The 18063-nt window shown below is 67.1% G+C and carries 17 protein-coding genes, 4 tRNA genes and 1 pseudogene; 13 read left to right on the forward strand and 9 right to left on the reverse strand.

Annotation, left to right across the window (positions count from 1 at the left end; translation table 11 throughout):
- The 3 genes and pseudogenes from ACFWZ3_RS15200 to ACFWZ3_RS15210 all read right to left on the reverse strand — a co-directional run.
- Nucleotides 1-507: pseudogene (locus ACFWZ3_RS15200) on the reverse strand (UDP-glucose 6-dehydrogenase); the annotation flags it as partial.
- A 120-nt stretch (nt 508-627) separates the two neighbouring features.
- Nucleotides 628-1377 carry an FKBP-type peptidyl-prolyl cis-trans isomerase N-terminal domain-containing protein gene (locus ACFWZ3_RS15205; protein ID WP_439708527.1) on the reverse strand — a complete coding sequence of 250 codons (750 nt, stop codon included), beginning with the start codon at nt 1375-1377 and terminating at the stop codon, nt 628-630.
- A 141-nt stretch (nt 1378-1518) separates the two neighbouring features.
- Nucleotides 1519-3273: a cation:proton antiporter gene (locus ACFWZ3_RS15210; protein ID WP_439708528.1), complete on the reverse strand. Its 1755-nt coding sequence runs from the start codon at nt 3271-3273 to the stop codon at nt 1519-1521.
- Between the two features lie 150 nt (nt 3274-3423).
- On the opposite strand from ACFWZ3_RS15210, the gene ACFWZ3_RS15215 reads away from it, so the two are divergent.
- The 3 genes from ACFWZ3_RS15215 (at nt 3424) to ACFWZ3_RS15225 (ending at nt 3742) form a co-directional block, all read left to right on the forward strand.
- Nucleotides 3424-3499, forward strand: a tRNA-Ala gene (locus tag ACFWZ3_RS15215).
- A 9-nt stretch (nt 3500-3508) separates the two neighbouring features.
- Nucleotides 3509-3584: transfer RNA gene (locus ACFWZ3_RS15220), tRNA-Glu, on the forward strand.
- A gap of 81 nt (nt 3585-3665) precedes the next feature.
- A tRNA-Asp gene (locus ACFWZ3_RS15225) sits at nt 3666-3742 on the forward strand.
- Between the two features lie 130 nt (nt 3743-3872).
- Here ACFWZ3_RS15225 and ACFWZ3_RS15230 read toward each other — a convergent pair.
- Together ACFWZ3_RS15230 and ppsR are read right to left on the reverse strand one after the other, a co-directional pair.
- Nucleotides 3873-4343: a DUF1249 domain-containing protein gene (locus ACFWZ3_RS15230; protein ID WP_439708529.1), complete on the reverse strand. Its 471-nt coding sequence runs from the start codon at nt 4341-4343 to the stop codon at nt 3873-3875.
- Between the two features lie 16 nt (nt 4344-4359).
- Nucleotides 4360-5175, reverse strand: coding sequence for a posphoenolpyruvate synthetase regulatory kinase/phosphorylase PpsR (gene ppsR / locus ACFWZ3_RS15235; protein WP_439708530.1), 816 nt, complete (start codon nt 5173-5175; stop codon nt 4360-4362).
- Nucleotides 5176-5402: 227 nt separating this feature from the next.
- On the opposite strand from ppsR, the gene ppsA reads away from it, so the two are divergent.
- The 3 genes from ppsA to ACFWZ3_RS15250 all read left to right on the forward strand — a co-directional run bounded on the left by ppsA (nt 5403) and on the right by ACFWZ3_RS15250 (nt 8758).
- On the forward strand, nt 5403-7775 hold the full coding sequence (ppsA, locus tag ACFWZ3_RS15240) for a phosphoenolpyruvate synthase (RefSeq protein ID WP_439708531.1): 2373 nt from the start codon (nt 5403-5405) through the stop codon (nt 7773-7775).
- 85 nt (nt 7776-7860) lie between these two features.
- Nucleotides 7861-7950 (forward strand) — tRNA-Ser (locus ACFWZ3_RS15245).
- Nucleotides 7951-8053: 103 nt separating this feature from the next.
- Nucleotides 8054-8758, forward strand: a complete 705-nt coding sequence (locus ACFWZ3_RS15250) for a PP2C family protein-serine/threonine phosphatase (protein WP_439708532.1) — start codon at nt 8054-8056, stop codon at nt 8756-8758.
- A 195-nt stretch (nt 8759-8953) separates the two neighbouring features.
- Here ACFWZ3_RS15250 and dnaQ read toward each other — a convergent pair whose 3' ends face one another.
- The 3 genes from dnaQ to ACFWZ3_RS15265 are packed head-to-tail and all read right to left on the reverse strand — an operon-like array spanning nt 8954 to nt 10828.
- Nucleotides 8954-9688: a DNA polymerase III subunit epsilon gene (gene dnaQ, locus ACFWZ3_RS15255; protein WP_439708533.1), complete on the reverse strand. Its 735-nt coding sequence runs from the start codon at nt 9686-9688 to the stop codon at nt 8954-8956.
- Entirely contained in the window at nt 9685-10128 is a 444-nt protein-coding gene (gene rnhA / locus ACFWZ3_RS15260) for a ribonuclease HI (protein ID WP_245187829.1), read from the reverse strand. The genes dnaQ and rnhA overlap by 4 nt, the downstream gene beginning before the upstream one ends.
- A 19-nt stretch (nt 10129-10147) precedes the next feature.
- Nucleotides 10148-10828: a methyltransferase domain-containing protein gene (locus ACFWZ3_RS15265; protein WP_439708534.1), complete on the reverse strand. Its 681-nt coding sequence runs from the start codon at nt 10826-10828 to the stop codon at nt 10148-10150.
- A gap of 205 nt (nt 10829-11033) precedes the next feature.
- On the opposite strand from ACFWZ3_RS15265, the gene gloB reads away from it, so the two are divergent.
- The 4 genes from gloB to ACFWZ3_RS15285 all read left to right on the forward strand — a co-directional run bounded on the left by gloB (nt 11034) and on the right by ACFWZ3_RS15285 (nt 15239).
- On the forward strand, nt 11034-11798 hold the full coding sequence (gene gloB / locus ACFWZ3_RS15270) for a hydroxyacylglutathione hydrolase (protein WP_439708535.1): 765 nt from the start codon (nt 11034-11036) through the stop codon (nt 11796-11798).
- Nucleotides 11795-13045, forward strand: coding sequence for a transglycosylase SLT domain-containing protein (locus tag ACFWZ3_RS15275; protein WP_439708536.1), 1251 nt, complete (start codon nt 11795-11797; stop codon nt 13043-13045). The genes gloB and ACFWZ3_RS15275 overlap by 4 nt, the downstream gene beginning before the upstream one ends.
- Before the next feature lie 262 nt (nt 13046-13307).
- Entirely contained in the window at nt 13308-14636 is a 1329-nt protein-coding gene (locus tag ACFWZ3_RS15280) for an amidohydrolase family protein (protein WP_439708537.1), read from the forward strand.
- Nucleotides 14637-14660: 24 nt separating this feature from the next.
- Nucleotides 14661-15239, forward strand: a complete 579-nt coding sequence (locus ACFWZ3_RS15285; protein WP_439708538.1) for a DUF6624 domain-containing protein — start codon at nt 14661-14663, stop codon at nt 15237-15239.
- A 93-nt stretch (nt 15240-15332) separates the two neighbouring features.
- Here ACFWZ3_RS15285 and ACFWZ3_RS15290 read toward each other — a convergent pair whose 3' ends face one another.
- The gene (locus ACFWZ3_RS15290; protein ID WP_439708539.1) at nt 15333-16346 is read right to left on the reverse strand and encodes a methyltransferase; all 1014 of its coding nucleotides are present in this window, start codon (nt 16344-16346) and stop codon (nt 15333-15335) included.
- 162 nt (nt 16347-16508) lie between these two features.
- Between ACFWZ3_RS15290 and ACFWZ3_RS15295 the strand changes: the two genes are divergently transcribed.
- From ACFWZ3_RS15295 to msrA, 3 genes are all read left to right on the forward strand, one after another.
- Nucleotides 16509-16934 (forward strand): pyrimidine dimer DNA glycosylase/endonuclease V, encoded by a 426-nt coding sequence (locus ACFWZ3_RS15295; protein WP_439708540.1) that lies wholly within the window; start codon nt 16509-16511, stop codon nt 16932-16934.
- A 101-nt stretch (nt 16935-17035) separates the two neighbouring features.
- Nucleotides 17036-17497 (forward strand): peptide-methionine (R)-S-oxide reductase MsrB, encoded by a 462-nt coding sequence (gene msrB / locus ACFWZ3_RS15300; RefSeq protein ID WP_439708541.1) that lies wholly within the window; start codon nt 17036-17038, stop codon nt 17495-17497.
- The gene (gene msrA, locus ACFWZ3_RS15305; RefSeq protein WP_439708542.1) at nt 17494-18003 is read left to right on the forward strand and encodes a peptide-methionine (S)-S-oxide reductase MsrA; all 510 of its coding nucleotides are present in this window, start codon (nt 17494-17496) and stop codon (nt 18001-18003) included. Before msrB ends, msrA begins: the two co-directional genes overlap by 4 nt.
- The last annotated feature ends 60 nt before the right edge of the window (nt 18004-18063 follow it).

The raw sequence follows: 18063 nt of genomic DNA on the forward strand, positions 1-18063 counted from the left end.
GTCCGGACGCAGGCAGTCCTCGACCGCGTCGCCTTCCTTCAGGAACTCGGGGTTGGAGACCACGTCGAACGGAATCACCGCGCCACGCTCGGCCAGCGCCTGGGCGATGGTCGCGCGCACCTTGTCGACCGTGCCCACCGGCACGGTCGACTTGTTGACCACCACCGCGTAACGGTCCAGGTGCTGGCCAATGCTGCGCGCCACTTCCAGCACATAGCGCAGGTCGGCGCTGCCGTCCTCGTCCGGCGGCGTGCCCACGGCGATGAAGATCACGTCGCCGTGGTGTACCGCAGGCTCAGCCTCGGTGGTGAAATCCAGCCGGCCGCTCTCGTGGTTGCGCTTGACCATCGGCGAGAGGCCCGGCTCGTAGATCGGCACTTCGCCGCTCTTCAGCCGCGCGACCTTGCCCGCGTCCACGTCCACGCAAAGCACGCGGTTGCCCATCTCCGCCAGGCAGGTGCCGGTGACCAGGCCCACGTAGCCGGTGCCGAACAGGGTGACATTCATCATCCGGGCAAACGCTCCAGAACAAAACGATCGCGGATTCTAACAGGCGCCACCCATGGCGATCGCAAAAAGAAAGGGCGCGGATCGCTCCGCGCCCTTGCCTGTCCGTGCGACGGGGACTTACTTGCCCGCCTGGTCCTGACCACCGGCCGGGGTCGGGCCGGTCTTCACCAGGGTCACGTCGAAAATAATCGTGGCGTTCGGCGGGAAGCCGTTCTGCGGCTGCGCGCCGTAGGCCAGGTTCGACGGGATGTAGAGCATGTAGTGCGCGCCGGTCTTCATCAGCTCGAGACCCTCGCGGAAACCCGGGATCACGCCCTGCAGCGGAATCGAAGCCGGCCCCTTGTCGTGGTCGCCCGACGCATCGAACTTCTCGCCATCGACGAAGGTACCCACATAGTTCACCTGCACGGTGTCGTTCGGGCCCGGACGCGCGCCAGTGCCTTCGCTGATCACCTTGTACTGCAGGCCCGACGCGGTGGTCTTCACGCCCGGGGCGGTCTTGTTCTTGGCGAGGAAGGCTTCACCCTTGGACTTGTTCTCGGAGGCGACCTTCTCGTACTGCGCCTTGGCCTTGGCCTGCAGCTTTGCGACGAAAGCGTCGCGCACGCTCTTGGCCTCGGCTTCGCTCATGGTCGGCTTCTGGCCCGACAGCGCCGACTGCACGGCGCGGGCGACCGTCGCCGGGTCGACTTCCTCGCGCACCAGCGGCGGCAGCTGGCCGGCCAGATCCCAACCGACCACATAGCTGGCCTTGGTCTTGTCGACCGTAGCGCCCGACTTGGCGGACTGGGCGTGGACCCCCGCGGTCATGCCCAGCGCAACGGCCAGGGTGGCCGCCGTCAGCGTGGGACGCAGAAAATGCTTCATTGAAGAAACTCCCTCGTGTTTGGATATGCCGGCAATGCGGCCGGGCCTCCCCGATGGAGGCAGGCGGGGCATTGTGAGGCGCGTCGAGCGGTCTTGGCAACGACACCGGCTGTCGACCGTCATGGTTTGGAAAGGTTCCCTTCACTCGTCCGGCGACGGCCGCTCCAGGGTGTCGCGCAGGGCCGCCTGCAGCCTGGCGTGCATCTTCACCAGCGCACGCCACAGCACCGCCGACAACAGCACCCCGGCCACCAGCAGCACGATCGCCACGCCACGCGGAGGCAGGATGGCCGACCCGAGCACGCTCACCAGCAACCCGAGCGCCAGCAACGTGCCCAGCGGAATGAGCCGCGCCAGCAGGCTGCGGATGGCATGCGTGTAGCCGCCGGCGAACTGCTCGCGGATACCCAGCTCCGCCAGCAGCATGCCCAGCGCTTCGGCCTTGCGGTAGATGGCGATCAGCATCGGCAGCGACAGGAACAAGGCCGCGGCGAAGATCAACGAATGCCGCGTCTCGCGCCCTACGCCGAACGTCGAGAACCACGCCCAGTTGTGCGCATTGACATAAGCGCCGATCACGAAGAGCGTCACCACCAGCACCACATTGATCCCGATATGCCAGAGCAGTCGGCGCAGCATGGCGGCGATCATCGCGTTCTGCTCGACCGGCCGCAGGCTGCCCAGCCAGTTCGCGTAACTGGTCAGCAGCAACCGCAGCGGACCGGGCGTGACACGCCGCATGCCGTCGACAATGCCGTCGGCGCGCCCCACCAGATACGGCGACGCGGCCATGCACACCACCGACACCGCCACGGCGATCGGGTAGATGAAGTCGCTGATGACCCCGAGCGAGGCACCCAGGGCGGCAATCACGAACGAGAATTCGCCGATCTGCGCCATGCTCAGGCCCGTGCGGATCGAGGAGCGAACCTCCTGTCCCACCGCAACCATGCCCATACCGACCGCCAGGGTCTTGCCGACCATCACCACGATGGCGATCCCGAGCGCGGGCAACACGTACTGCCACAGCAGCGCCGGATCGATCTTCAGACCGATAGCCACGAAGAACAAAGCCGCGAACATGTCGCGAAGCGGCTCGACCAGCCGCATCACGCGGTGCGCATTGCGCGCCTCGGCGATCACCGCACCGGCCAGGAACGCGCCCAGTGCCACGCTGAAGCCCAACCACGCGGCGAATAGGCTGGCACCGAAACACACGCCAAGCGCACTCACCAGCAGCGTTTCGTCGCGGCCGAAACCGGCGACGTAATCGATGAGTCGCGGCAACAGCAACAAACCCAGGATCATCCCCGCGACCACGAACAGCCCGACCTGTCCCACCACGGTCAGTGCCGTCCCGGCCTCCATGGCTCCGCCGATCGCCACCGCACTGAGCACCGTGAGAATCACGATCGCCAGCACATCCTCGGCCACCAGGATGCCGACCACCCGCTGGGCAAACGGCAGGTGCCGCAAGCCGCCCTCGGCCAGGGTGCGCGTGGCGACCATGGTCGAAGACAGGGAGATCAGCGCGCCCAGGAACAGCGCGTCCATCCGGTTCCAGCCGAGCGCCTCGCCCAGGCCCGTGCCGACCCAGAACATCAGGCCGACCTCGATCACCGCGACCATCAGCACACCCATGCCGACCTCGCGCAGCTTGCGCACGCTGAACTCCAGGCCCAGCGTGAACATCAGCAGCACGACGCCAAGATTGGAGATGTCATCGATCGCGCGCGGGTCGCCCACCAGCACGCCAGGCGTGTGCGGGCCGATCAGTACACCGGCCAGGATGTAGCCCAGCAGCACGGGCTGGCGCAGGCGCTGGAACAACACGGTGGTGGCGCCCGCCACGATCATCACCATCGCCAGGTCGCGGATGAAACCGATCTCGTGCATGCATGCTCCGGCGCGTATGGCCGTCCAGCTTACGTCACAAGATGAAGGTGTCGATGCGGCGTCGCGCGCGTGACGGACACGCGCAAAATTTTTCTAAAAAAAGCTTGACGGAATCGCGAACCCTGCCTATTCTTTCGGGCTTCCAGCGGCGGGGCCATAGCTCAGCTGGGAGAGCGCCTGCATGGCATGCAGGAGGTCGGCGGTTCGATCCCGCCTGGCTCCACCAACCTAATCCGTCCCCATCGTCTAGAGGCCTAGGACATCACCCTTTCACGGTGGCGACCGGGGTTCGAATCCCCGTGGGGACGCCAGTCTAAACCTGACACCTACCATGGGCGTCCTGGTCAACTGGAAAAAGGTCGGATAGGCCCCGTTGGAAGCGCAAGAGAAGTGGAGCGGTAGTTCAGTCGGTTAGAATGCTGGCCTGTCACGCCGGAGGTCGCGGGTTCGAGTCCCGTCCGCTCCGCCACTAATGAGAAACCCGCCAAGTGCGGGTTTTTTGTTGGGCTTTATTTGTGCGCTCGTCCCTGAGCGCAACAGCAAAACCGGCATCCATGCCCGCCCTCTTCGCAAGGGCTTCGCCCTTGAATAGGACTCGGTCAACCGTCCGTTTCAATTCGCTCGAGCGTTCCGGCGGAATGCCCTTGTTCGGCCAGGTACTCCAGCCAGCGCGACAGAAACCCGTTCATCCGCAACCGATGCTGCAGCACCGTGTGCGCTTCCGGGAACGGTCCCAGCACCTGCCACAGATGCCGACCCGGATGGCAGTGCAACGCTTCGGCCACATGCGCGTCGGTGTACATGCGCAACTGCGCCGATGGCGTCGGATGCCCGGTGTGCGCATCCACGAAGCCGTAGGTCAGCTCCAGCTCCAGCGTATAGGGATGACGCTCCTGCACATGCATGTGCACGTCCAGACCGTCGTCCACGCTGGAGCGGTAACGTCCAGGCGCCAGCGTCTGCGGCGCGAACAAGTGCGCCAGGCGGTGATAGTTCTCCGCGTAAAGCCCCATCAGGAACTCGAAGCGTCCCGGGAGCAAGGCGGAGCGGTTGTCCAGTACGGCACTCATCAAGCTTGGATATACCTCAAAACATGGTGCGCTCGATACCGAAGCGCTCGAAGATCTTGCTGGCGATCTCCTCGATCGAAACGTGGGTGGTGTTGAGCGAGGAAATGCCCGCCTGGCGCATCAGCCGATCAGCCTGTTCCAACTCCCAGCGGCACTGCTGCACGGTGGCATAGCGGCTACCCGGCCGGCGTTGTTCACGGATCTGCGCCAGCCGCTGCGGGTCGATGGTGAGGCCGAACAGGCGATCCTTGTACGGCCTGAGCCGCTTGGGGAGTTCCAGCTTGTCCAGGTCGTCGTCGGTCAGGGGGTAGTTGGCGGCTTTCACGCCGTAATGCAAGGCCATGTACAGGCAGGTGGGCGTCTTGCCCGACCGCGACACGCCGATAAGGATCAGGTCGGCCTGCTCGTAGTCCACGTCCACACCGTCATCGTGCGCCAGTGCATAGTTGGTGGCGTTGATGCGTGCCTCGTACTTGTCGAAATCGACCAGGCCGTGGGAACGGTTGACTGCGCCTGAGCGCTTGGTCCCCAGCTCTTCTTCCAGCGGCCCGATGAACGGCGCGAACACGTCCAGCATCAGCGCGCCGCTCGCCGCCACGATCTCGCACAGGCCTCGATCGGCCATGGTGTTGACCACGATCGGACGCTCGCCGGTCTGCGCGTAACGCGTCTTGATCCGCAGCGCAGCGGCCTCGGCCTTATGCGAATCGTCCACGAACGGCAGGCGATGCTTGTCGAACTGGATACCCTCGAACTGCGCGAGGATGGAGTTGCCGATCGTCTCCGCCGTAATACCAGTGGAGTCGGAGATGAAGAAAACCGTACGTTGCATGACTGCCATCCATTTGTCCTCGCGGCCAGGCCTGGCACCTTAGCGCAAGCGCCAAAGCCTGTCCCCGCTTGACTCCGCGCTGACTGGTATGCAGTTGGCGCGGGATCGTGAACAAATGGTCTTCTTGTGCCATGCACCATCGACAGCGGACAATACCAGTCCTTTGCGGCCCGAAATGCCCGGCCTGCGCAGCACGTATTACCCAAGCTTTCCTTAAGGAGATTCCCTTGAACGACCTGGTGCTTTGGCTGGACAACCTGCGCATGACCGACCTGGGCAAGGTCGGCGGCAAGAACGCCTCGCTCGGCGAGATGATCGGCAACCTCGCCAAGCTCGGCGTATCGGTACCCGGCGGCTTCGCCACCACGGCCGAGGCGTTCCAGCAATACCTGGACAAGAGCGGCGTCGCCAAGCGCATCCGCGCCCGGCTCGATGGCCTGGACGTGGAAGACGTCGAGGCGCTGACCGCCGCCGGCAAGGAGATCCGCAGCTGGGTCACCGAAACGCCGCTGCCGCAGGATCTGGACCAGGCGATCCGCGACGCATACGCCAAGCTGTGCAAGGACGCCGGCGCGGAGAACATCGCCGTTGCCGTGCGCTCCTCGGCCACCGCCGAGGACCTGCCCGACGCCAGCTTCGCCGGCCAGCAGGAAACCTTCCTCAACGTGGTCGGCATCGACGACGTGCTGCACAAGGTCAAGGAAGTCTTCGCCTCGCTCTACAACGACCGCGCGATCGCCTACCGCGTGCACCAGGGCTTCAAGCACGAGGACGTGTTCCTCTCCGCCGGCGTGCAGCTGATGGTGCGTTCGGACATCGGCGCCTCCGGCGTGCTGTTCACGCTGGACACCGAGTCGGGCTTCCGCGACGTGGTGTTCGTCACCGGTTCCTACGGCCTGGGCGAGATGGTCGTGCAGGGCGCAGTGAACCCTGACGAGTTCTACGTCTTCAAGCCGACGCTGAAAGCCGGCAAGCCCGCCCTGCTCCGCCGCAGCCTCGGCGCCAAGCAGCAGCGGATGGTCTATTCGGACCAGCCGGGCGAGCGCGTGCGCATCGAGGAGACACCCGCCGAGCTGCGCAACAAGTTCTGCATCTCCGACGAGGACGTGCAGGAACTGGCCAAGCAGGCTCTCGTCATCGAGCAGCACTACGGCCGCCCGATGGACATCGAGTGGGCGAAGGACGGCAACACCGGCAAGCTCTACATCGTGCAGGCGCGCCCGGAGACGGTGAAGTCGCGCGCCCACGCCACGCAGCTCGAACGGTTCCAGCTCAACGAAAAGGGCAAGGTGCTGGCCGAGGGCCGCGCCATCGGCCAGAAGATCGGCTCGGGCAAGGCCCGCGTGGTCAAGTCGATCAGCCAGATGCATGAGTTCCAGAACGGCGACGTACTGGTCGCCGACATGACCGACCCCGACTGGGAGCCGATCATGAAGCGCGCCGCCGCCATCGTGACGAACCGCGGCGGCCGCACCTGCCACGCGGCGATCATCGCCCGCGAGTTGGGCGTGCCGGCGGTGGTCGGCACCGGCAACGCGCTGCAACTGATCCCGGATGGCGCGGAAGTGACCGTGTCCTGCGCCGAGGGCGACACCGGCATGATCTACGAGGGCAAGCTCGCCTTCGACCGCATCACTGCAGACCTGGGCGCCATGCCCGAAGCGCCGCTCAAGATCATGATGAACGTCGCCAACCCGGAGCGCGCGTTCGACTTCGGCATGCTGCCCAACGCCGGCATCGGCCTGGCCCGCCTGGAGATGATCATCGCCAGCCACATCGGCGTGCATCCGAAGGCGCTGCTCGAATACAACCGCCAGGACGCCGAGACCAAGGCGAAAATCGACGAGCGCATGGCGGGCTACGCCGATCCGGTGTCCTTCTACGTCGACCGGCTGGCCGAAGGCATCGCCACCATCGCCGCGTCGGTGTACCCCAAGCCGGTGATCGTGCGTCTGTCCGACTTCAAGTCGAACGAATACGCCGGCCTGATCGGCGGCTCGCGCTACGAGCCGCACGAAGAAAACCCGATGATCGGCTACCGCGGCGCCAGCCGCTACGTCGATCCGGGTTTCGCCGAATCCTTCGCGCTGGAGTGCAAAGCGGTCAAGAAGGTGCGCGAGACCATGGGCCTCACCAATGTGTGGGTGATGATCCCGTTCGTACGCACCTTGGGCGAAGGCCGCAAAGTGATCGAGGTCCTGGAGAAGAACGGCCTCAAGAAGGGCCAGGACGACCTCAAGGTCATCATGATGTGCGAGGTCCCGTCCAACGCCCTGCTCGCCGAGGAATTCCTCCAGATTTTCGACGGTTTCTCGATCGGCTCCAACGACCTCACCCAGCTCACGCTGGGTCTGGACCGCGACTCCGGCATCGTCGCCAGCCTGTTCGATGAGCGCGACCCGGCGGTCAAGAAGCTGCTCGCCATGGCCATCAAGACCGCCCGCGAGAAGGGCAAATACGTCGGCATCTGCGGCCAGGGCCCGAGCGACCATCCGGACCTGGCCGAATGGCTGATGGACCAGGGCATCGAATCGGTCTCGCTGAACCCCGACACGGTGGTCGACACCTGGCTGCGGCTGGCCAAGAAGAAGGCCGGTTGAGGTCGGAGCGGGCGTGCCGGGAGCGCTTGTCAGGACTCCCGGCTCCACGTAAAATCGCCGGCTCGCGTCGACCCGCGACCCTTTTGGAGAGGTGGCAGAGTGGTCGAATGTACCTGACTCGAAATCAGGCGTACGTGTAAGCGTACCGTGGGTTCGAATCCCACCCTCTCCGCCAGTTGAGACAAACGCCCCCTCGTGGGGCGTTTTGTTTTTCGCCTTTCTTTTGCGCAGCCCGGCGCCGTGGCATGCTGCGTGGCGCTCGCACCTTCAGGCACCCCATGATCGAGTTCGGACACGGCACCCACGTTGGCCTGCGCCGTACGCGCAACGAGGACACCTATTACGCCGATCCGGCACAGGGCCTGTTCCTCGTCGCCGATGGCATGGGCGGGCACCAGCACGGCGAGGTCGCCTCGGCGCTCGTGCGCGACGCCATCGTGGAGCAGGTCATGCGCGGGCGTGGTTTGGTGGAAGCGGTGCGCGGTGCGGGCGAGCATCTGTTCCGGCATTCCAGCGCCACGGCGGACCAGTTCCCGATGGGCACGACGGTGGCTGCGCTGCGCCTGACTGGCGACCGCTACGAGGTGGCCTGGGTCGGCGACAGCCGCATCTACCTTTGGCAGGGCGGCGCGCTGCGCCAGGTCAGCCACGACCATTCGCTGGTGCAGGAACTGGTGGCCGCCGGTCAGCTCGATCCGGCACTGGCCGACCGGCATCCGCAGCGCAACGTGCTTACGCAGGCGCTGGGCGTAACCTCGATCGAGCAACTGCATATCGGCATGGCAAGGGGCTCTGCCGAACCAGGCAGCCGCTTCGTGTTGTGCAGCGACGGCCTGACAGAGAGCCTGTCGGACGCCGCCATCGCCCGCATTGTCGGGCGTACCGACCTGGCTGCGCAGGAATGCGTCGATCACCTGCTCCTGGCCGCGCTGGACGGCAGCGCGGACGACAACATCACGGTGATTTTGGCGCGCGTCAGCTAGCGCCTGCGCGTTCTCGTTTCCTGCAAGCCGAGGAAGTGAGCGTCGCGCGCACCACGGCCCTCAAAAGCCGAACGGTTCAACGCATCCGGACACGCGCCCATGTAGGAGCGCCCTTGGGCGCGACCGCCAGCCACACCGAAACGTCGCGGTCGCGCCCAAGGGCGCTCCTACATAAAGCGGCGCATTCGGCGACGATCAGGCTTCGGACAGCGCCGGTTCGGGTTGTTCCAGTCGACGCCAAACGCTGCCGCCCTGGGCGGCCTTGTCCAGCGCATCCAGCCGGGTTTCGTGCGCGGCGATTTCGCTCGCGTCCGCACGCAGCACGCGCGGACGGCGCAGCAGCGTGACCGGCGTAAGCACGGCTGCACCGGCTTCCTCGTTGGCGCCTTCGAAGGCCAGGTCCAGCGCGACCTGACCGGAGGTCATGTACAGGTAGACGTCGGCCAGCAGCTGGGCGTCGATCAGGCCGCCGTGCAGATCGCGCGCGGAGTTGTCCACGCCCAGGCGCTTGCACAATGCATCCAGGCTGTTGCGCTGGCCGGGGTAGCGCTCGCGCGCCATCACCAGCGTGTCGATCACGCGGCAACGGTCGGCAATGCAGCCCAGGTGTGCGCCCACGCGCGCGAGCTCCGCATCGAGGAAGCCGACGTCGAAGCTCGCGTTGTGGATGATCAGCTCGGCGTCGCCGATGAACTCGAGGAACTCGTGCACGACCTCGGCAAAGCGCGGCTTGTCCAGCAGGAACTCGTCCTCGATGCCGGTGACCTGCCGCGCGCCCTCGTCGATCGCACGCTCGGGGTTGAGGTAGGTCTGCCAGTGCCGGCCGGTGGGGCGGCGTTCGATGAGCTCCACGCAGGCGATTTCGATCAACCGGTGACCCTGGCGCACTTCCAGGCCCGTGGTCTCGGTATCCAGAACGATCTGTCTCATGCCCTGCCCCTGTGGCGCTCGGCCTGCTCGCGCGCGGCGGTGTCGACGCGTTCGTTTTCCACGTGGCCCGTGTGGCCGCGCACCCACGCCCAGCGTACCTGATGCGGCGCCTTGGCCGCTGCCAACCGCTCCCACAGATCCTGGTTCTTAACCGGCTTCTTGTCGGACGTGCGCCAGCCGTTGGCGACCCACTTCGGCAGCCACTGCTCGATGCCCTGCATCACGTAGCGCGAGTCGGTGGTAAGCACGACCTTGCATGGGCGCGTGAGCGCTTCCAGCGCGCCGATCGCGGCCATCAGTTCCATGCGGTTGTTGGTGGTGTCCGCTTCGCCGCCGGAAAGCACACGCTCGACGCCCTTGGCGCGCAGCAGGGCAGCCCATCCGCCCGGCCCGGGGTTACCCAGGCACGCGCCGTCGGTAAACGCTTCGACTTCAGTCATCATTCCTCGCGAAGAAAAATCAGGCAGCGGCGCTGCGGCGCGCACCCGGCGCCAGGCCGGCGACCGGCGCCGCGGCAATCGCCCGCGGGCGCAGGCGGATCGGCGCGGCGGCCAGGCGGCGCTTGCGTGCGATCAACAGATAGCCGCCGCCGAGCGGCCCGCCGTGATGAGGCACTCCGGCCGAGCTCGGCCACATCGGGCCGACGCGTTGCACACGCTCGACATTGAGTTCGGCCCCGCGCAGCCAGTGGCCGATGCGCAGCGGGGACTCCAGGTTCACTCCGCGCTGGCCGCGCCAGAGCAGCCAAGGCAGCCAGCCGCTGGCCGGATGCATGCCGGTGAGCGCGAGCATCCCGCCCGGAGCAAGCACGCGGGCCGCCTCGCGCAACAGGAACGGCGGATCGGACGCCACTTCCACGGCATGGCTGAGCAGCACCAGGCCGAAGGCGTCGTCCATGAAGGGCAGCGGCTCGTCCAGGCGCGTGCGCAGGTCGCCGGTTCCCTGGTTGCCGTCCAGATGCAGATGGACCCAGCGGTCGAGCATCGGCAAGGCTGGCGGCCTGGCCCGCGCGATCGCCGATACCTGCAGCGCATACGCGCCAGCACAGCGTTGCAGCTCGGGGGCGAGCGCCTGCGCTTCTGCGGCAAGCAGGCCGCGCATCGGCTTGCTGTCGTAGATATCTTGATCGCGCTCGGCCATTGTCGCGCCCGTTTTGCCGCAAAAGCGAAGTGTAGCCGCTGGCGGTCGCAAGCGCGTCACAGGTCGCGGAACCGGCCGCCTGCCTGAACACAGGTCACACATTTAACGGCTCACTAACGAGCCACCGGGGTACGCCACTTATAGTCGGCCGGTTCGCGCAAGCCGGATGCCTGCGCCAGTCGATACGAAGACTGCGGAGACTTCCTTGCACGTCGTACCGTTACCGGCGCTTGCCGACAATTACATCTGGTTGCTGCACGACGATGGCGGCCGGGCGCTCGTGGTCGACCCGGGCGACGCCGGCCCTGTCGAGGCCGTCCTGTCCGGGCGAGCGCTGCAGTTGCGGGCGATCCTGCTGACTCACCATCACGGCGATCACATCGCCGGTGCCGCCGCTTTGCGCGAGCGCCACGGCGCGACCGTCTACGGTCCCCGCGACGAACGCATCAGCGGGGTCGACTGCCGCCTCGGCCATGGCGATGTGGTCACGCTGGACCTTCCGCAGGTGCGCTTCGAGGTCATCGAAGTCCCTGGCCACACCCGCAGCCACATCGCCTACGCCGGCGAAGGCCTGCTGTTCTGCGGCGATACCCTGTTCAGCCTCGGCTGCGGACGCCTGTTCGAAGGCACGCCGGCGCAGATGCTCGCCTCGCTCGAACGGCTGGCCGCGCTGCCGGGCGACCTGAAGGTCTGCTGCGGGCACGAGTACACCCAGGCCAACGGCCGCTTCGCCCGTGAGGTCGACCCGGCCAATTCCTCGCTGGCTGCCCGTTGCGACGAGGCCGCCGAGGCACGCGCGCACGGCCGCCCCACCCTTCCCGTGCCGCTGGCCAGCGAGCTGGCCTGCAATCCCTTCCTGCGCATCGACAGCGAGCCGCTGACCGACTGGGCCAGCCGGCGCCACGCCGGTGGCAGTCGGGTCGAACGCTTCGCCGCGTTGCGCGCCGCAAAGGACGCCTTCCAAGGATGAAACACATACTGCGCCCCCTGCCGCTCCTCCTGCCGCTGCTGCTCGCCGCCTGCGCCACCGCGCCGGTGCCCCAGGCCGCCCCGCCCCGCGTGGAAGCACCCACGACCCAGGTGCCCGAGGTGCGCGCCGCACCCGGTGCGCCGCAAGTGCCGGTGACCACCACCAACGTCTGGGAACGCCTGCGCGACAGCTTCGCGATGACCGATTGCGCCGCCGATCCGGCGATCGACACCTGGGCCCGCCGCTACACCCGCTCGCCCAGGCACTTCGAGGCGCAGATGCAGCGGATCCTGCCCCGGCTGGTGTACGTCGAGGCGAGCGCCATGCGCCACGGGGTGCCGGGCGAGTTCGCGCTGCTGCCATGGGTGGAGAGCCACTTCAACCCGGTGGCGCCGCAGAAGAAGCGTGCTGCCGGCATGTGGCAGATCATGCCCGGCACGGCGCGCCACATGGGCCTGAGCGTCGAACGCAGCTACGACGCACGGCTCGATCTGACCGAATCGACCGACAAGGTGATGACGCTGCTCAGCCACTACCACGACTACTTCCAGGACTGGCGCCTGGCCGACTATGCCTACAATGCCGGTCGTTACGGCATCGACCGCCTGGTCAACCGTGAAGGCGCACCGGCGGCCGAGCCCGCGGTGCCCACACTGCCGGTGCGCGCGAGCACCCGCGCGCACCTGGTCAAGCTGATGGCGATCGCCTGCGTGGTCCAGCAGCCGGACCGGTTCCACGTCACCCTGCCCACGCTCGATACCGACCAGCAGCTGGTTGCCGTCGAAGTGAACCGGCGCCTTTCCCTGAAAACCGTGGCCCGCCACGCGGGCCTGCCGCTGGAGTCGTTGACCGTCATCAACGCCGGCTACCGCGACGGCGTCATCGACACCCGCCACGGCGGTCGCGTGCTGTTGCCCCGCCGGCATGCCGAACAGCTGCGTACGACGCTGCTGGCGCAGGCGGTCGCTGATCCCAGCGAACGGGTCGCAAGCGTGAGCGCCACGCCGGCACTTCCGGATCTGGGCGACGACCATGCCCCCGCCACCCGCAAGGCGGAGCACATCCCGGCCACGCCCACGGCCGAAACGGCGGACCCGCCGGCTGTCCACGTGGTCCATCGCGGCGACACGCTGTTCGACCTCGCCCACCGCTATCACGTGCAGGTCGCGCAGCTGAAGCGCTGGAACCACCTGCGCGGCAACGCGATCCGCATCGGGCAGAAGCTCAAGGTCAGCGCGCCCGAATGAGGCATCGCCGGGCACTACCGGCGCGCGCTCGCCGGTAGCCTCGCCACGCCGGAACATCCGCCCGCTCCATGGATGCGTGTGCCATCGCCCGGCATCCCACAAGGGTGCGCGTGCCCGGCCCCCGTGCAGAAGCCCCTTGCCCGCGCCCCGGATCGTGGTGGCTCCCAGGCAGTTCCTGCCAAGGGCGTTTCGATACCCCTGCGGAAGCAGCCGGGTCGGTGATACAACAGTCGGCCTGCTTCCACGGGAAAGGAACACGCCCATGCCATCGCTGCGCCTCCACCGCTCCCTTGCCGCGCTGCTCGGCGGTCTCCTTCTCGCAGGCGCCGCCAGCGCCGCAACGCCCAAGCTTGCCGACCATCCCTGGCTGCTCAAGGCTGACCGCGTGTTCGACGCCCGCAGCGAGCAGGCACACGCCGGCTGGGTCGTGCTGGTCCAGGGGGACAGGATCGCGGCGGTCGGTCCGGCATCACAGGTGCAGCTGCCGCCCGGCACGCAAACCATCGACCTGCCCGGCACCACCTTGCTGCCCGGACTGATCGACGCGCACTCGCACATCTTCCTGCACCCGTACAACGAGACCCTGTGGAACGACCAGGTGCTCAAGGAGACGCTGCCCTACCGCACCATCGAAGCCGTGCAGCACGCACACGACACCCTGATGGCCGGCTTCACCACGCTGCGCGACCTGGGCACCGAAGGCGCCGGCTACGCCGACGTGGACGTCCAGCACGCCATCGACCAGGGCTTGATTCCCGGCCCGCATCTGTTCGTTGCCACCCGCGCGACCATCGCCGCGCACTGCTATGGCCCCGGCCCGTCCGGCTTCCGCAGCGACCTGGACCTGCCGCAAGGCGGCATCCCGGTCAGCGGCGTGCCGCAGATGATCGACGCGGTGCGCGACCAGGCCGGCCACGGTGCCGACTGGATCAAGATCTACGCCGACTACCACTGCGGCAAGAGCCACGGCTCGGTCCCCACCTTCAGCGAGGAAGAACTGAAGGCCGGCGTGGAAACCGCCCACTCGCTCGGGCTGCCGGTTTCCGTCCATGCCACGACCGCCGAAGGCATGCGCCGCGCCGTGCTGGCCGGCGTCGACACCATCGAGCACGGCTACGGCGGCACCCGCGAGGTGTTCGAGCTGATGAAGCACCATGGCGTGGCCTACCTGCCCACGCTGGAAGCCGAAGCGGCCTACGCCCAATACTTCCGCGGCTGGAAGCCCGGCCAGCCGCTGGATGCCGACATGCAGCAATCGGCCCGTGCCTTCAAGCTGGCGCTGGACGCCGGCGTCACCATCGGCAACGGCAGCGACGTGGGCGTGTTCACCCACGGCCAGAACTACAAGGAGCTGGAGTGGATGGTCCGCGACGGCATGCGCCCGGCGCAGGCGCTGCTTGCCGCCACCGCGGTCGACGCGAAGATCCTGCGGCAGCAGGACCGGCTCGGGCAGCTCAAGCCAGGACTGGAAGCCGACATCATCGCCGTGGAAGGGAATCCCACCGGCGACATCGGCGTGTTACGGCACGTGTCGTTCGTAATGAAGGACGGGGTGGTCTACAAACAAGGCGCGACGGAAAAGCCGCGCTGACCGTTCACTGCGAAGGAACCCATCGTGGACAAAGCGCTGGAGAAGCAGCTGATCGACCTCGACGATCACGACCAACGGATCCGGGCAGAGCTCGCGGCGGATGGTTCCTTGTTCGATGGCTACCATTCGCGGATGGAAGCGGTCCATCGCGCCAATGCCGCTCGGCTTCGGGCGATCATCGCGGATCACGGATGGCCTGGATTCTCGCTGGTCGGAGAGCGCGGCGCCCAGGCGGCCTGGCGCATTGCACAGCACTCGATCGGCGAACCGGCTTTCATGCGTCAATGCCGCGATCTGCTATGCCAGGCAAGCGCAAACCATGACGCGCATGCCTGGCAGCACGCATACATGGACGATCGGATCAGGGTATTGGAGGGTCTGCCCCAGCGATATGGGACACAGTTTCGCGATGGTGACCACGGCCCCGAGCCGTTTCCCATGGAAGACCCCGAGAACATCGAAGCGCGGCGGCAAGCGCTGGGCCTGCCACCTCTCACGGAAATCGTTGCTCGGGCCGGCAAGAATCCATCGCCGGTTCGAGGGGATCCAGCCACCCGCGAAGCCGAAGAGCTGGCTTGGCGCAAACGTGTGGGTTGGGTCTGACTCCCGCCCAGACCATGAACCAAGCGACGGCGAGCTTGCCGGGTGCGAGATCGCACCAGCCCTGGAGTTTCCGCCCGGATCGTCGCGCCACAGCTACCGTATTCCCACCACCATCGAGTCAGGCCCCACCAGATGTTCGACGCGCGTCTGGCGAAAGCCCGCCTCTTCCATCCACCCCGCGCAGTCGGCCCCGGTGTAGTCGAACCCGCCGGGCGTCTCGATCAGCATGTTGAGGCTCATCAGCAGGCCGAACGCGTTTTCCCTGCGCTCGTCGTCGATGATCGACTCGTACACCACCAGTGCGCCGCCCTCGGGCAACGCGTCGTAGGCCTTGCCGATCAGCATGCGTTTGGTCGGCAGGTCCCAGTCGTGCAGGATGTGGCCCATCAGCACGACATCCGCCTTTGGCAACTCCTGGTCGAAGAAGCTGCCCTGGGCGAACGCCACGCGGTCGTCGACGCCGATTGCGCGGATGTAGTTCTCGAAGATCGGACGTACCCCCGGCAGGTCGAAGCCGGTCCCGCGCAGATGCGGGTTGGCGAGCGCGATCTGCGCGGCGAGGTCGCCCTGCGCGGTGCCGACGTCCACGAAACTTCGATGGTCCTTCCACGGGAACTGCCGGGCGATCGCCAGGTTTGCGCCGCGGCTGATGCCGGTCATGGCGGCCAGGAACTGTTCCAGCCGGGCGGGATCGGCATACAGCGTGTCGAACAGGTTGGGGCCGCCGTGCGCGACCTCGTTCTGCGGCAGGCCGGTGCGCAGCGCCAGGGTCAGGCCGCGCCAGAACGGATACAGGCGGGTGTTGGCCATCTCCAGGATGCCGCCCACGTACGACGGCTTGGCGCGATCGAGGAACAGGTCGGTCTCGGCGGTATTCGCGTACACGCCATCGGTGCGCACGAGGAACCCGAGCGCAACCAGTGCGTCGAAGAAGTCGCGCGCCGAGCGCGGGTGCAGGCCCAGCGCGTCGCGCAGTCCCACCAGATCGGTCGGCCCGCGCGCGAGCTGGGTGAACACGCCGAGCTCGATCGCGCTCAGCAGGGTCTTGGAAGCCCAGAACGCCAGGCCGGTCTGCAGGATGGCATCGGGAGAAGGTTGCGCTTGCATGGGCTCGCTCCGTCCGTAACCGCGCTGGCGGTGGTGGGTGCGTCGGCCCGAGGGCATGCGTAACCGGAACCGGGGGGTTGGCGAAGCATCGTATGTCCCCTTACCTGGTGCGCAGGTCGGGGGCGGCACATCATGCCACCGGTTTCGTCCAATAGTGTTCACATGCGCCTCTGGACCCTCCACCCCAAGCACCTGGACCGCCAGGGCCTGCTCGCACTGTGGCGCGAGGGCCTGTTGGCGCGCGCCGTGCTGCGCGGCGAGACGCGCGGTTACCGGCAGCACCCGCAACTGGCGCGCTTTCGCGGCCACACGGCGCCGGAGCTGGCGATCGACGCCTATCTCGCCGCCGTGCAGGAGGAAGCCAGCGCGCGCGGCTATGCCTTCGACCGCAGCAAGCTCGGCGCGATCCAGGCCGTGGTTGGCATTGAGGCGACGTCCGGACAGCTGGCCTACGAGTGGGAGCACCTGCTGCGCAAGCTGGCCGTGCGCCATCCCGCGCTGGCCGAACGCTGGCGGGGCGAGGCGCCCGCGTGCCACCCGCTGTTCGTCATCGCGCCCGGGCCGATCGCGGCCTGGGAGCGCCCCTGAACCATCGCTTGGAACGCGGCCACGAGGCCCTATGTCCTTGGGATGCCCGCACGACCGAGCCCAGCCGCGCCCTTTGCCGGTTGCATCCACACGAGGTAGCTATGCCGACCTACAGCAAGACGCCCGAGGCGCTCGCCCGCCTCACCCCCGAGCAGTTCCGCGTGACCCAGCAGAACGGCACCGAGCGGCCGTTCGACAACGCCTTCAACGATCACCACGAGCCTGGCCTCTACGTCGACGTGGTTTCGGGCGAGCCGCTGTTCACCTCGCTGGACAAGTTTGACGGCCACTGCGGCTGGCCGAGCTTCAGCCGCCCGGTCGAGCCGGACCACGTGCTGGAGAAGCGCGACATGAGCCACGGCATGATCCGCACCGAGGTGCGCTCCAGCCACGGCGACAGCCACCTGGGCCACGTCTTCCCGGATGGCCCGCGCGAAACCGGCGGCCTGCGCTATTGCATCAACTCCGCCTCGCTGCGTTTCGTCCCGCTCGACGCGCTCGAGCGCGAGGGGTATGGCGACTACCGCAAGCTGTTCGACACGACAAAGGAGGCCCACCGATGAGCACCGAACGCGCCGTCCTCGCCGGCGGATGCTTCTGGGGCATGCAGGAACTGCTGCGCCACCAGCCGGGCGTGATTTCCACCCGCGTGGGCTATGCCGGCGGCGACGTGGCCAACGCCACCTACCGCAACCACGGCAGCCACGCCGAGGCGGTGGAGATCCTGTTCGACCCGCAGAAGATCAGCTTCCGCCGCCTGCTGGAGTTCTTCTTCCAGATCCACGACCCCACCACGCCCAACCGCCAGGGCAACGACCGCGGCACCAGCTACCGCTCGGCGATCTACTACACCACCGAGGAGCAGGAGCGCGTGGCCGAGGAGACCCTGGCCGACGTCAACGCCTCGGGCCTGTGGCCGGGCAAGGCGGTGACCGAGATCGAGCCGGCGGGCGATTTCTGGGAGGCCGAGCCGGAGCACCAGGACTATCTGCAGCATTACCCCACTGGCTATACCTGCCACTTCGTGCGGCCGGACTGGAAACTGCCGCGCCGCGCCGAGGCTGGCTGACGACACGACAGGCATGGCGGTTGCGCGCAGGGTGCGCTCCTGCACGCGACCGCCCTCCCC

Source organism: Frateuria sp. GZRR35 (genome assembly GCF_051900415.1).
Lineage (GTDB): Bacteria > Pseudomonadota > Gammaproteobacteria > Xanthomonadales > Rhodanobacteraceae > Frateuria_A.

Bases quoted from the DNA above. Each gene is read 5' to 3' on its own strand.
- ACFWZ3_RS15205 (WP_439708527.1), bottom strand. From the start codon at position 1,377: ATGAAGCATTTTCTGCGTCCCACGCTGACGGCGGCCACCCTGGCCGTT.
- ACFWZ3_RS15210 (WP_439708528.1), bottom strand. From the start codon at position 3,273: ATGCACGAGATCGGTTTCATCCGCGACCTGGCGATGGTGATGATCGTG.
- ACFWZ3_RS15230 (WP_439708529.1), bottom strand. From the start codon at position 4,343: ATGAGTGCCGTACTGGACAACCGCTCCGCCTTGCTCCCGGGACGCTTC.
- ppsR (WP_439708530.1), bottom strand. From the start codon at position 5,175: ATGCAACGTACGGTTTTCTTCATCTCCGACTCCACTGGTATTACGGCG.
- ACFWZ3_RS15250 (WP_439708532.1), top strand. From the start codon at position 8,054: ATGATCGAGTTCGGACACGGCACCCACGTTGGCCTGCGCCGTACGCGC.
- dnaQ (WP_439708533.1), bottom strand. From the start codon at position 9,688: ATGAGACAGATCGTTCTGGATACCGAGACCACGGGCCTGGAAGTGCGC.
- rnhA (WP_245187829.1), bottom strand. From the start codon at position 10,128: ATGACTGAAGTCGAAGCGTTTACCGACGGCGCGTGCCTGGGTAACCCC.
- ACFWZ3_RS15265 (WP_439708534.1), bottom strand. From the start codon at position 10,828: ATGGCCGAGCGCGATCAAGATATCTACGACAGCAAGCCGATGCGCGGC.
- ACFWZ3_RS15275 (WP_439708536.1), top strand. From the start codon at position 11,795: ATGAAACACATACTGCGCCCCCTGCCGCTCCTCCTGCCGCTGCTGCTC.
- ACFWZ3_RS15280 (WP_439708537.1), top strand. From the start codon at position 13,308: ATGCCATCGCTGCGCCTCCACCGCTCCCTTGCCGCGCTGCTCGGCGGT.
- ACFWZ3_RS15290 (WP_439708539.1), bottom strand. From the start codon at position 16,346: ATGCAAGCGCAACCTTCTCCCGATGCCATCCTGCAGACCGGCCTGGCG.
- ACFWZ3_RS15295 (WP_439708540.1), top strand. From the start codon at position 16,509: ATGCGCCTCTGGACCCTCCACCCCAAGCACCTGGACCGCCAGGGCCTG.
- msrB (WP_439708541.1), top strand. From the start codon at position 17,036: ATGCCGACCTACAGCAAGACGCCCGAGGCGCTCGCCCGCCTCACCCCC.
- msrA (WP_439708542.1), top strand. From the start codon at position 17,494: ATGAGCACCGAACGCGCCGTCCTCGCCGGCGGATGCTTCTGGGGCATG.